General features: G+C 58.6%; 13 protein-coding genes. 4 read left to right on the top strand and 9 right to left on the bottom strand.

Annotated features, from left to right (window positions below; all coding sequences use genetic code 11):
• Positions 1 to 9: 9 nt before the first annotated feature.
• The 4 genes from PMI18_RS11770 to PMI18_RS11785 all read right to left on the bottom strand — a co-directional run bounded on the left by PMI18_RS11770 (position 10) and on the right by PMI18_RS11785 (position 3686).
• Positions 10 to 1023, bottom strand: a complete 1014-nt coding sequence (locus PMI18_RS11770; protein WP_007902434.1) for an ABC transporter substrate-binding protein — start codon at positions 1021 to 1023, stop codon at positions 10 to 12.
• The gene (locus tag PMI18_RS11775; RefSeq protein ID WP_007902432.1) at positions 1020 to 1568 is read right to left on the bottom strand and encodes a sigma-70 family RNA polymerase sigma factor; all 549 of its coding nucleotides are present in this window, start codon (positions 1566 to 1568) and stop codon (positions 1020 to 1022) included. The genes PMI18_RS11770 and PMI18_RS11775 overlap by 4 nt, the downstream gene beginning before the upstream one ends.
• 246 nt (positions 1569 to 1814) lie before the next feature.
• On the bottom strand, positions 1815 to 2606 hold the full coding sequence (locus PMI18_RS11780; protein ID WP_007902430.1) for a phosphate/phosphite/phosphonate ABC transporter substrate-binding protein: 792 nt from the start codon (positions 2604 to 2606) through the stop codon (positions 1815 to 1817).
• A gap of 138 nt (positions 2607 to 2744) precedes the next feature.
• Entirely contained in the window at positions 2745 to 3686 is a 942-nt protein-coding gene (locus PMI18_RS11785) for a fatty acid desaturase (RefSeq protein ID WP_007902426.1), read from the bottom strand.
• 342 nt (positions 3687 to 4028) lie between these two features.
• Between PMI18_RS11785 and PMI18_RS11790 the strand changes: the two genes are divergently transcribed.
• A complete protein-coding gene (locus tag PMI18_RS11790; protein WP_007902420.1) occupies positions 4029 to 4442 on the top strand; it encodes a GNAT family N-acetyltransferase in 414 nt (137 codons plus the stop codon).
• Between the two features lie 88 nt (positions 4443 to 4530).
• Here PMI18_RS11790 and def read toward each other — a convergent pair whose 3' ends face one another.
• From def to PMI18_RS11805, 3 genes are all read right to left on the bottom strand, one after another.
• Positions 4531 to 5070: a peptide deformylase gene (def, locus tag PMI18_RS11795; protein ID WP_007902418.1), complete on the bottom strand. Its 540-nt coding sequence runs from the start codon at positions 5068 to 5070 to the stop codon at positions 4531 to 4533.
• Positions 5067 to 6011, bottom strand: a complete 945-nt coding sequence (locus PMI18_RS11800; RefSeq protein WP_007902417.1) for a YihY/virulence factor BrkB family protein — start codon at positions 6009 to 6011, stop codon at positions 5067 to 5069. Before PMI18_RS11800 ends, def begins: the two co-directional genes overlap by 4 nt.
• Positions 6012 to 6181: 170 nt before the next feature.
• On the bottom strand, positions 6182 to 6373 hold the full coding sequence (locus tag PMI18_RS11805) for a CsbD family protein (protein ID WP_007902415.1): 192 nt from the start codon (positions 6371 to 6373) through the stop codon (positions 6182 to 6184).
• A gap of 191 nt (positions 6374 to 6564) precedes the next feature.
• On the opposite strand from PMI18_RS11805, the gene PMI18_RS11810 reads away from it, so the two are divergent.
• Positions 6565 to 6942, top strand: coding sequence for a hypothetical protein (locus tag PMI18_RS11810; protein ID WP_007902414.1), 378 nt, complete (start codon positions 6565 to 6567; stop codon positions 6940 to 6942).
• A gap of 203 nt (positions 6943 to 7145) precedes the next feature.
• On the opposite strand, the gene fadD1 is transcribed toward PMI18_RS11810, so the two are convergent.
• Entirely contained in the window at positions 7146 to 8846 is a 1701-nt protein-coding gene (gene fadD1 / locus PMI18_RS11815) for a long-chain-fatty-acid--CoA ligase FadD1 (protein ID WP_007902413.1), read from the bottom strand.
• 371 nt (positions 8847 to 9217) lie between these two features.
• Positions 9218 to 10906, bottom strand: a complete 1689-nt coding sequence (fadD2, locus tag PMI18_RS11820) for a long-chain-fatty-acid--CoA ligase FadD2 (protein ID WP_007902412.1) — start codon at positions 10904 to 10906, stop codon at positions 9218 to 9220.
• Positions 10907 to 11150: 244 nt separating this feature from the next.
• Here fadD2 and PMI18_RS11825 point away from each other — a divergent pair, with 244 nt between their 5' ends.
• Positions 11151 to 12095 (top strand): alpha/beta hydrolase, encoded by a 945-nt coding sequence (locus PMI18_RS11825; protein ID WP_007902411.1) that lies wholly within the window; start codon positions 11151 to 11153, stop codon positions 12093 to 12095.
• Between the two features lie 43 nt (positions 12096 to 12138).
• On the top strand, positions 12139 to 12609 hold the full coding sequence (locus PMI18_RS11830; RefSeq protein ID WP_007902410.1) for a MaoC family dehydratase: 471 nt from the start codon (positions 12139 to 12141) through the stop codon (positions 12607 to 12609).
• The last annotated feature ends 61 nt before the right edge of the window (positions 12610 to 12670 follow it).

The raw sequence follows: 12670 nt of genomic DNA, 5'->3' as shown, positions 1-12670 counted from the left end.
ACCGCTGAACTACAAACTCGAATTCACCTTCGTAGCCACCTCCCCCGGCACCCAACTCTTCCACACCTGCGGCTGATCGCGCAAAAACGCTTCGGCCACCTGACGCGGTTGCTGGCGTTTTTCGCTCATCTGCCCAAGGGTCTGGTTTAGCAGATCAATTGGCAAATCGACTTTTTCGAAGAACGCCACCAGGTCCGGGTACTGCGCCTTGAACGGTGCCGACACACCGATGGCCAGGCTGGCCGGCATCGATCGCGTGCCCTTGGGGTTCGGGTTGTTGGCATCGGCCAGGGTTTTCCAGGCTTGCGCGTCGAATGGCGGCTCTTCGAGTTTCACCAGTTTGAAGCGACCCAACAGTGGCGTTGGCGACCAGTAGTAAAACAGCACCGGTTTGCCACGGCGGATCGATGAAGCGACCTCGGCATCCAGCGCCGCGCCGGAACCGGTGCGGAAGTTGACGTAGCTGGCAGTCAGGTCATAAGCCTTGAGTTTCTGGCTGTTGACGATCTCCGACGTCCAGCCGGTCGGGCTGTTGAGGAAGCGTCCGCGACTTGGGTCTTCCGGGTCACGGAACACGTCCTTGTAGCGCGCCAGGTCGGCGACGGATCTCAGCTCCGGCGCCAAAGGTTTAATGCCGCGTTCCGGGTCGCCCTTGATCACATATTCCGGCACCCACCAACCTTCGGTGGCGCCTTTGACCGTGTCGCCCAAACCAAACACTTTGCCCTCCGATGCCGCCTTGACCCAGGCCGGACTGCGCCCCGCCCACTCTTCGCCAATCACTTGAATGTCGTTCTTGGCCAACGCGGCTTCGAGGCTGACGGTACTGCCCGGCAAAGTGTCAGTCGGGTAGCCGTAACCTTTCTCGACGATCAACCGCAGGATCTCGGTGATCAGGCTGCCACTTTCCCAGGTGATGTCACCGAAGTGGATGGGCGTGGTTTTTTCTGCGGCCGGAGCGTGCCCAGCCACAAGGCTCAGGGCCAGCAGCGAACTGCCGAGCAGGGTTTTGATCGATCTCATGCGGACCTCTGGGTCAGGGGTGGTCGGTTCAAGGGTTCGTTGGCGCTGTGCTGGGCGCACAGTGCCTGGGAGCGGGTCATGTAGACGCTGACCGAACGCTGGGAAATGCCCAGTTCGGCGGCGATTTGTGGGTAGGTCAGGCCATCGATTCGCGACAACAGAAACGTTGCCCTGACCTTGCCCGGCAGGCGGTCGAGGGTCCGATCAAGGCGCGTCAGGGTCTGGGAAAACTGCGCCAGGTCTTCAGGCGATGGTCCGCCGAGCGGGTCAATCGGCGATAGCTGATCGAGGTGCTGGCGTTCCAGATCGCGACGACGCCACAGCTGATAAATCAACCGATGGGCAATGGTGGTGAGCAAGGCGCGAGGTTCGCGAATGGGCGTCAGGCCTGGCGATTCGAGCAACTGTACGAAGGTCTCGGCAGCGATGTCTTCGACGCTGGGACTGGCCCCCAGATATCGGCGTAGCCGTGTGCACAGCCAGGCGTAGTGGGCGCGGAACAATCCGCCCACATCGTTGCGATGGGAAAGGTCGGCGCCGGACATAGAGGCTCCATGGGTTAGGGGTCGCTGAATGTCCGGTGATCCGGTGGCGCGATCCTAGCAAGGAGTCTTATTCATTAATAATACTAAAACAGAATTTTTATATTCTATTTTTGAATTTAAGATATAGGTCGATCAAGCCATCGCTTTCGTGGGCAAGCCTCGCTCCTACAGGACCGAGTCGATCCGCGATGATGGGCTCGATATAAACACTGTAGGAGCGAGGCTTGCCCGCGAACAATCCTTCAGTCAACGCAACCGCCCATAGCCCAATGCTTCGGCTTCTTGCTGGTAGTCGAGTACGACTTGATAGTCGCTTTCGGTGGCCGGCATCACTTCTTGCAGGCCGAGGATTTCCGCGACATCGGGCAGCTCCTTCAACGTCTGATTCATCACCCGTCGAAGCTGTTCAGCCTGCTCATCGGTGGTGCCAGCGGCTGCGATGTAGGGCAACGTCGGGCTGAACGCTGTACGTGCCAACACGCGCAGCCCCGTGACCTCCGCCTGGGCATGCTGCGCCAGATAGGCGAAGGTCACGCTATCGATGGCGGCCAGGTCCGCCAGGTCATCACGCAACCAACGCAGGCTTTCGCGATGGCTGCCGCTGATGGCGACGGTGGCAAAAAACTCCCCGTCGCGGTGCAGTGGCGCCAGTCGGTGACGCAACAGGTTCATGCCACTGTTGGAGTCTTCGCCGTTGATCACACCGCGACTGCCTCGCAAGGCTGACAAGGTCCATCGAGGATCGTCGGCGCGAGTCAATAACAGGCTGCAATGGTTACCGTCGTTGCTGTCCGGGAGTTCGTAACGAGGACGGCCGATAACCCGGACACGACCGCGTAAAGCCGTCATCAAGGGATAGCCGCAAGTCTGGGTCAACAGCAGGTGCGGGGACAGCCAGAGGTCCATCAGCGACAGCCCTTCGGCATCGAGGCGAGTGCTGCCGAGCTGTTCGAGAATCCGCACCAGCCAACGCTCGTTGGCTTGGCGAATCGACTCGGGAGCGACGTACATCAGTAGTTCAGCGAGGTGTTGTGCCATTGAAACCCTCTAAGCAACAAATAACCCTGTGGGAGCGGGCTTGCCCGCGATAGCGCCGGACCAGTCACCCGGTGTGTTGGATGTGAAATAGCAATCGCGGGCAAGCCCGCTCCCACAGGATTCAATGGTGGCCATGCATCAACTAAAAGGATGCCGCGGACTGTCGATCGCCCTCACCCCATGCTCGCGCACCAACTGAGCATACCCCTGCACCAGAAACCCGCCACTACGCGTCAGCCATTGCTCGCGGCGCGCACGATAGGCCCGCGGCAGGTCGTACCAGGGCAGACCCGGCAAGTCGTGGTGCACCAGGTGCAAGTTGAGATTCAGGAACAGCCAGCGCCACGGCCATGCCGCTTCATTGATGACAGTGCGTTGCTCGGGTTGCATGTGGGGACGGTGTTCATAGTAGGAGCGGATCATCGCAATCGACAGCGCCGGCACGCTGATCAGCAACAGGTAATGCCAGACCGGCAGCACGCTATAGCGCGCGATGAACGTCAGCATCAGCAGCGTCAGCGCACCGTGGGTCAGCCACATCAACCAGGCCTGGCGCTCACCCGCTTTTAGCCGTTGCAGCTCTTCCCGGGCCAGCGCCAACAAGGCCAGTGGCGCACCGAGGACAAAGCGCCCGAGCACGGTTTTGTTCAGCCAGTGCAGGCTTTGTTCGAACGGCGAACGACGCTGCCACTGTTCAGCGCTCAGGTAACGGCTTTCCGGATCGCGACCAGGCACGGTCAGGTCTTCATCACGGTGATGCAACAAATGACTGTCGCGGTACAAGGTGTAGGGATACCAGACCGCGAACGGCGCATAACCGAGGACTTTGTTCAGCATTTGCCAACGGGTGGGATGGCCGTGCAGCAATTCGTGCTGCACCGACAACCACAACACCAACAGTGGAATCAGCAGCAACGTGCTCCACCAGAGCCCCAATCGGGCGCTGCCCAGGACAATGCTGAACCAGCCGACGTACACGCCGATCAACAGCAGCCAGGTTGGCCACTCGGTGCGAGCAGTCAGGCGTTGGCGCAGGGTTTCGATTTCTTCACGGTGGGCAGCATCAAAATAATGGGGCATGGCTTTGCTCAGAACGGGAACCAGTCCCCCTCTGTGCAACGGCGCAGGGATTTCTTGCAGATTATCTGGTTATATCGATAGGACTGAAAAACAAGGAGCCCGAGAACTCGGGCTCCTTTGACGCGGGATCAGTGGCCGAACACACCCACCTTCTTGGCCTTCTTGTCCGCACGTTTTTCATCGGCGGTTTTAGCCGGTTTTTTCTTTGCCGCTTTCTTTGAATCCATGCCTTTGGCCATGATACATACTCCACTCATACGGGACGTGAGATCAGGTATACACCTATCTCTGCACCGGCGTTCTTTTATAATCACCCGCTTTGCGCACTGACAGTCCAGGCCCATGCCCAACACCCAGTACACCTTGCTCGACGAGCCGTTATGGCCGTTGATGAACAAGTTTTACCGCGCCCACCAGTCGTCGATGAAAGCGGTTCGCGACGCTCGCCTGTGGGTCGCAAAACGCGATGAGATCATTGCGGCGTTATGTTTGCGACCAGTGGCCGGCGGGCATTGGCTGACCGGGTTGTTCGTCGCCCCGAGCTGTCGCGAGCAAGGGATCGCCGCGACGTTGATCGCCCACGCCATCAAGCACCTCAAAGAGCCGGTCTGGTTGTTCTGCCATCCGGATTTGCGTGGCTTTTATGAGCGCCGCGGTTTTACCTTCGACCCGCTTCTGCCCTACGCCATGGCTGAACGGTTGAGCCGTTATGCGCGGAGCAAACCGATGATTGCGATGGGTTTGCAACCTGGTTAGAAGATCAAAAGATCGCAGCCTTCGGCAGCTCCTACAGGGTTTTGTGTACACCCGTAGGAGCTGCCGAAGGCTGCGATCTTTTAGCGATTTAATCGTCCGCTGCAGGATCGAGATCCGGGAACATCACCTCGGTAAACCCGAATTTGCTGAAATCACTGATGCGCGATGGGTATAGCCGGCCGATCAGGTGATCGCACTCATGCTGCACCACCCGCGCATGAAATCCCGAGGCAATGCGTACGATCGGCTCGCCCTTGGGATCGAAGCCTTCATAGCGAATCTGCTGATAACGATCCACCGCGCCGCGCAAGCCCGGCACCGACAGGCAGCCTTCGACCCCCTCTTCGAGGGTCGGGCTTAATGGCGTGATCAGCGGATTGATCAGAATCGTCTGCGGCACCGCTTCGGCGTCCGGATAGCGTTCGCTGTGTTCGAAACCAAAGATCACCAGTTGCAGGTCGACACCGATCTGCGGCGCGGCCAGGCCAACTCCGCCGACGCTTTCCATGGTCTGGAACATGTCGTCGATCAGTTGCCACAACTCGGGGCTGTCGAACATCTCTGCCGGTACCGGTGGGGCAATACGCAGCAGGCGTTCATCGCCCATTTTCAGAATTTCACGGATCATTTCAGGGCTTCGTCAGTGGTCGGCTTGATTGAGTGGTCGCGCCCCAATCCCGAAACGTGGTGTTTGGGTTCTTCGGGCACGTTTTCGCCGTGTTTCTTGTTTTCGGATGACATGTGCTCGATCACCGCGTTCATTTCCGCGCCGAGCAACAGCACCGCGGCGGAAATATAGAAGTACAGCAACAACACGATGATCGCGCCGATACTGCCATACATGGCGTTGTAGTTGGCGAAGGTTTTGACGTAGAGGCCGAAGCCCAGCGAAGCGATGATCCAGACCACCACGGACAACACCGCACCTGGGGTGATGAAGCGAAACTCTTGTTTGACGTCGGGCATGACGTAGTAAATCAGCGCCACCGCCATCATCAGCAGAATCACCACCACCGGCCAGCGGACGATGGTCCAGACGGTCACAATGAAATCTTCGAGGCCCACTTGCGCGGCGATCCAGCTCATCACCTGCGGCCCGAGCACCATCAGCGCTGCGGCGATCAGCAGCATGCCGGCGATGCCGATGGTGTAGAAAATCGACAGCGGAAAGCGCTTCCAGATCGGACGGCGCTCGACCACATCGTACGCGGCGTTCATCGCGCTCATCATCAGCCGCACACCGGCAGATGCGGTCCACAGGGCAATCACGATACCCACCGAGAGCAAGCCGCCCTTGGATTGCTGGAGCTGGTCGATCACCGGGTTCACCTGTTCCAGCGCCTGGGGGGGCAGGACCAGTTCCGATTGCAGGCGCAGCCAGGAGAAGAAGTCCGGCAAGTGCAGAAAACCGATCAGGGCGATCAGGAACAGGATGAAAGGGAACAGCGAGAACAGCATCTGATAGGCCAGCGCCGAGGCATAGGTCGACATCTCATCGTCGACGAACTCGGTGACCGTGCGCATCATCACCCGATGCAGGGGCAAACCTTTCATGGTCGGAAAAAACATTAGCGTCTCCTTTCGCCGCAAAAAGGTTGAAGTCATGGCGACTCAGGGGCCGTTTTCTACAACAAAGTAGCGTACTTGGCGACTTTGAAACAATTTCCTTGCTCAAGTTCAAGCTGACACAGAAACGGCCATCCGCGGATGGCCGTTTCTGTTACTCGTCAAAGCCCGGATTATGCCTTGTCGATGCCTTTTTTAAGAGCATCCTTGATTTTGCCGACTGCTTGCTGGTTTTCGCCTTTCCTCTCCTGCGCCACGCCTTCGGAGCGCAGTTTTTCGTTACCGGTGGCCTTGCCGACGCCTTGCTTGACGTTGCCGGCCGCTTCGTTTGCCATACCTTTAACTTTATCGCCAGTGCTGCTCATGGCAGTTCTCCTGTGAACATTTCAACGGGGAAAGTGGTTACACAAGGATTGACCGGGGGCCTTTGCGCGGAGTTTCATTTATTTATTAACCGGAGATTTCGCAGGTTAGGCTTTATGTTTGCAGGCTTTGCCCCGAGAATGCGCAACGTATTCAGGCCATGGCGCTGAAGATCCAATCCCGTAGGAACGTTATGAAACTCGATAAAAAACTGGCCATTGCCCGCAGAAACCAGGAACTCGGCGGTGCTGTGCTTGGCGTCAACAACTGCCATTTCACCGAATTGAACCGCAACCGCAATATCTTCTGGTTCGATATTCCGGTCGCGCGGCTGGCCGTTGGTCAGTACGAATGGATTCACTTGCTGATGCACACCCCGGATACCGACGAACTGCTGCACTTGAAAGTGCCGACGGTGTTCCTGCGCGAGAAGCTGGAAGGCCTGGTGGTGCGCAACCAAGGCAAGCGCAAGGCAGCCCTGAGCCTGGAACTGAGCGCCGACAAGGACTCCTACCTGCAAGACATGCGCCCGGCCGGTACCAACGTCAATTTCGCGCAGTTCCGCCAGTAACCACCCGCTGTACTGAGAACTATTGTGGCGAGGGAGCTTGCTCCCGCTGGGGTGCGCAGCGCCCCCAAATCAGGCACCTCGATTCACCCGATGACAGCTTTTACGACTGCTGCGCAGCCGAACGGGAGCAAGCCCCCTCGCCACAAAAGCATTCTTATATCGCTTTAAACAAGAAGCCCCGCATCTGCGGGGCTTTTGTTTGACTAGGCGCTGACTTTCTTCACGCCCAGTTTCTTCAGCTCTTCGTCGCGCAGTTCGCGGCGCAGGATCTTGCCAACGTTGGTGGTTGGCAGCGCGTCGCGGAACTCCACGGCTTTCGGTACCTTGTAGCCGGTAACGTTGGCGCGCATGTGCTCCATCACCTGTTCCTTGGTCAGGGTCACACCCGGTTTGACGACGATGAAAATCTTGATCGCCTCACCCGACTTCTCGTCCGGCACACCGATGGCCGCGCATTGCAGCACGCCCGGCAGGGTCGCCAACACATCTTCCAGTTCGTTCGGGTACACGTTGAAACCGGACACCAGGATCATGTCTTTCTTGCGATCGACAATACGCATGTAACCGTCAGGCTGGATCAGCGCAATGTCACCGGTCTTCAACCAGCCTTCGCTGTCGAGGATTTCATCGGTGGCGTCCTGACGCTGCCAGTAGCCCTTCATGACTTGCGGACCTTTCACACACAGTTCACCGATGGCGCCCAACGGCTGTTCAACACCGGCATCGTCGATGACTTTGCACAGGGTCGATGGCACCGGAATACCGATGGTGCCGATCTGGATGTTCTGGCTCGGGTTCACCGTGGCCACCGGGCTGGTTTCGGTCATGCCGTAACCTTCGCAGATCGGGCAACCGGTGACCGCTTTCCAGCGTTCAGCCGCAGCCAGCTGCAAGGCCATGCCGCCAGACAGGGTGATTTTCAGATTCGAGAAATCCAGCTTGCGGAACGCTTCGTTGTTGCACAACGCGACGAACAGCGTGTTCAGGCCGACGAAACCGCTGAACTTCCACTTCGACAGTTCCTTGACCATCGCCGTCAGGTCGCGCGGGTTGCTGATAAGGATGTTGTGGTTGCCAATCAGCATCATCGCCATGCAGTGAAAGGTGAAGGCATAGATGTGGTACAGCGGCAGCGGAGTGATCAGGATCTCGCAACCTTCGTTGAGGTTGGAGCCCATCAGCGCCTTGCACTGCAGCATGTTCGCCACCAGGTTGCGATGGGTCAGCATCGCGCCCTTGGCCACGCCGGTGGTGCCGCCGGTGTATTGCAGCACGGCAACGTCGCTGCTGGCCGGGTTGGCCTCAGCCACTGGCTGGCCATGGCCCTTGCTCAGCACGTCATTGAACTTGATGGCCTTGGGCAAGTGAAACGCCGGGACCATCTTCTTCACGTACTTGATGACGCTGTTGACCAGCAGGCGCTTGAGCGGCGGCAGCAGGTCGGCCACTTCAGTGACGATCACGTGCTTGACGCCGGTTTTCGGTACGACGGTCTCGGCCAGATGCGCCATGTTGGCCAGGCAGACCAGGGCCTTGGCACCGGAGTCGTTGAATTGGTGTTCCATTTCCCGCGCGGTGTACAACGGGTTGGTGTTGACCACGATCAGCCCGGCGCGGATCGCACCGAAGACGGCGACCGGGTATTGCAACAGGTTGGGCAGTTGCACGGCGATTCGATCACCGGGTTGCAAATCGGTATGCTGTTGCAGGTAAGCGGCAAAGGCACCGGACAATTCGTACAGCTCACCGTAGGTGATTGTCTTGCCCAGGTTGCTGAATGCCGGTTTGTCAGCGAAGCGTTGGCAGGATTGCTTCAACACTGCCTGAATATTCGGATACTCGTCTGGATTGATCTCGGCAGCAATTCCAGCTGGGTACTTATCCTTCCAAAAGTCTTCGATCATGGAAGCCCACTCCTCAGCAACGCGAATTCAAATACCGCATTCGGTGCGATTATTATTGGTGTGTGTTTTTGGTGAGTCTGGCTTTTAACATAGGCCGAGAAGTCACAAAGCGCGCCGAGAGTAGCAGCTTTGCCAAGGGCCGACTAGAGCCAAAATCGGCCTCTACGGTCACATTTTTGACTCTTGAATATTCAATAGTCACTTTTAGAGCAAAAATTCTATAACTCCTTGAAAGCCTTTGAAATCGGGGCTTCAGCCCCTTAAAAGCTTCGCGGGCAAGCCTCGCTCCTACAGGGTTCGTGTCGTTCAGACCACTGAACCTGTAGAAGCGAGGCTTGCCCGCGAACGCGCGAAGCGCGGCCATTCAACGATCAGGCGATCTCTCGCAACTCCCGCCGCAGAATCTTGCCCACCGGCGTCATCGGCAACGACTCACGCAAGACGATGTGCTTGGGGACTTTGTATGCAGTGAAATTTTCCTTGCAGTACGCCTTCAGTTCTTCAAGGCTGACCCCGGATTCACGGGCCACCACAAACAACTTCACCGCCTCCCCCGAGCGTTCGTCCGGCACGCCAATCACTGCGCAGTTGGCGACTTTCGGGTGGGCCATCACCACGTCTTCGATCTCGTTGGGGTACACGTTGAAGCCCGAGACGATGATCATGTCTTTCTTGCGATCGACGATGCGCACAAAACCGTCCAGGTCGATCACCCCGATGTCGCCCGACTTGAACCAACCGTCGGCGTCCAGCACTTCGTCGGTGGCTTCGGGTTTCTGCCAGTAGCCCTTCATGATCTGCGGGCCCTTGATGCACAGTTCGCCACGCTCGCCCAGCGGCTGCTCGACGCCTTCATCGTTGATCACTTTCAGGGTCGTGCCCGGCACGGGCAGGCCGACCGTGCCGATGCGCGACTTGTCGCCGTAAGGGTTGGTGCAGGCCACCGGCGAGGTTTCGGTCAGGCCGTAACCTTCGGTGATGCGGCAACCGGTGAGCTGTTCCCAACGCTCGGCCGTAGCCTTGACCAGCGCCGTGCCGCCGGAGTTGGTGAGCTTGAGACTGGAGAAATCCAGGGTCTTGAAGTCGGGATGGTCCATCAGCGCGACGAACAGCGTGTTAAGCCCCAGCAGCGCCGAAAACCGCCAGTTCTTCAGTTCCTTGATGAAGGCGCCAATGTCCCGTGGATTGGTGATCAGCACGTTGTGGTTGCCGGTCACCATCATGCACATGCAGTTCGCCGTGAAGGCATAGATATGGTACAGCGGCAGCGGCGCGATCATCACTTCCTGGCCTTCGCGCAATAGCGGCTGACCGTCAGCGCCGAATTGCCCCAGACACGCCCGCGCCTGCTGCATGTTCGCCACCAGATTACCGTGGGTCAGCATGGCGCCCTTGGCCAGCCCGGTGGTGCCGCCGGTGTATTGCAGCACGGCGATGTCGGCGAGGCCGACGTTCAGCGGTTTGATGCCCAGGCCCCGGCCCAGACGCAGCGCGCTCTTGAAAGAAATCGCCTGCGGCAAGGAATAGTCCGGGACCATTTTCTTGACCTTGGCGACCACGGTATTGATCAGCCAGCCCTTGGCGGTGGGCATCAGGTCGCCCATCTTCGCTTCAATCAGGTACTGGATGTCGGTGTCGGGCAGCACTTCCTGGACCTTCTGTCCGAACACGTTCAGGTAAACCAGCGCCCGGGCACCGGAGTCCTTGAACTGATGACGCATCTCCCGCGCGGTGTACAACGGGTTGGTATTGACCACGATCAGCCCGGCGCGCAAGGCACCGAACACGGCAATCGGGTAATGCAGGACATTGGGCATCTGCACCGCGATGCGATCGCCCGGCGCCAGGTCGGTGTGGGCTTGCAGGTAACCGGCGAACGCGGCGCTGTAGCGTTCCAGTTCGGCGTAGGTCAGGGTCACGCCCATGTTGCTGAACGCCGGGCGGTCGGCAAATTTCTTGCAGGAACGCTCGAACACCTCGATCACCGACTTATAGGCCCCAAGGTCAATATCCAGGGGCACGCCGGCCGGGCGTTTGTCATTCCAGAAATCAGGTTGCATTATTCTTGTCCTCTTTACCTGAGCCTATCCGGGGCCGCTTTTTGTCACTTCTGAAAAAGCGGTGCTTCCCGGACACTAGCAGCTATGGTGAATCAGGCAAATATGCGCACGGTCGTCATTGATCGCGTGAATCTTGCTGCCCCGGCGTGGCCTGATCAGACGGTAGGCGTTGGATGCGCTATACAATGCGACGGGGCTGTTCCCCACCCAGCAGCCTCATGCAGCCCAACGCAAAGGAATCGCCATGATCCACGACACTTTCTGGCTGACCGCGAGTGACCGCAGCCGCCTCTTCGTCAACCAGTGGCTGCCGGCCGCGCCACTCAAGGCGGTGATCCTGCTGGCCCACGGCATGGCAGAACACAGCGGTCGCTACGCCCGCCTGGCGCAAGCATGCTGTGATCAGGACTACGGTGTTTATGCGCCGGACTTGCGTGGACATGGCAAAACTGCCGAAAACGGTACGCTGGGCCATTTCGCCGACGATGATGGCTGGTGCAAAGTGGTCGGCGACCTGGCCAGCCTTAACCAACATATCGGTCAACAGCATCCCGGCGTGCCGATCGTGCTGCTGGGCCACAGTATGGGCAGCTACATCGCCCAGGCTTACTTGCTGCATCACAGCGCCAGCCTGCACGGGGCGATTCTCAGCGGCTCGAACTTCCAGCCCGTGGCGCTCTATCGCGCCGCGCGACAGATTGCTCGTCTCGAACGCCTGCGCCAAGGGCCTAAGGGGCGCAGTGCGCTGATCGAATGGCTGTCGTTCGGCTCGTTCAACAAGAAATTCAAACCGGCGCGCACGCCGTTCGACTGGCTGAGCCGCGACCCGGCCGAAGTCGACAAATACGCCAATGACCCGCTCTGCGGCTTTCGTTGCACCAATCAGTTGTGGATCGATTTGCTCGGTGGCTTGCAGCAAATCAGCAAAGCGTCCAATCTCGCCCAGATCGATCGGGGCCTGCCGTTGCTGGTGATTGGCGGTGAATGTGATCCGGTGAGCGAAGGCAAACGTCTGAAAGATCTGGCCCACGCCCTGCGCGACGCTGGCTGCCAGAGCCTGCAGCTGACTATTTACCCGCAGGCCCGGCATGAGCTGTTTAACGAGAGCAACCGCGACGAAGTGACGGCCGACGTGCTGAACTGGATCGCCCAGGCCTTGAGCAACCGCCGGCCACCCAGAGCCGAATAGTTTTTTTGTGGATTTATTTAATTCGTCACAGGAATCGAGACAGATGACCCAGGTTACCAACACCCCTTACGAAGCCCTCGAAGTCGGCCAGACCGCCAGCTACAGCAAGACCGTCGAAGAACGCGACATTCAGTTGTTCGCCGCGATGTCCGGTGATCACAACCCGGTGCACCTGGACGCCGAATTCGCCGCCGCCAGCATGTTCAAGGAGCGTATCGCCCACGGCATGTTCAGCGGCGCGTTGATCAGCGCGGCGGTCGCTTGCGAGTTGCCTGGGCCGGGGACTATTTACATCGGTCAGACGATGAGCTTTCAGAAGCCGGTGAAAATTGGCGACACGCTGACTGTGCGCCTGGAAATTCTCGAGAAACTGCCGAAGTTTCGTGTGCGTATCGCCACTCGGGTATTCAACCAGCGCGATGAATTAGTCGTGGATGGCGAGGCGGAAATTCTGGCGCCGCGCAAGCAACAGACCGTGACGTTGCCGACGTTGCCGGCGATCAGCATCGGCTGATTCACCGCTTATCTGTGGCCAGTGGCGGGCCTGTGGGGAGATTTACTGTGGCGAGGGAGCT

It is taken from the genome of Pseudomonas sp. GM102 (genome assembly GCF_000282555.1).
Lineage (GTDB): Bacteria > Pseudomonadota > Gammaproteobacteria > Pseudomonadales > Pseudomonadaceae > Aquipseudomonas.
The sequence above is the reverse complement of the archived record's forward strand: the minus strand, read 5'-3'. Positions and strand labels throughout refer to the sequence as shown.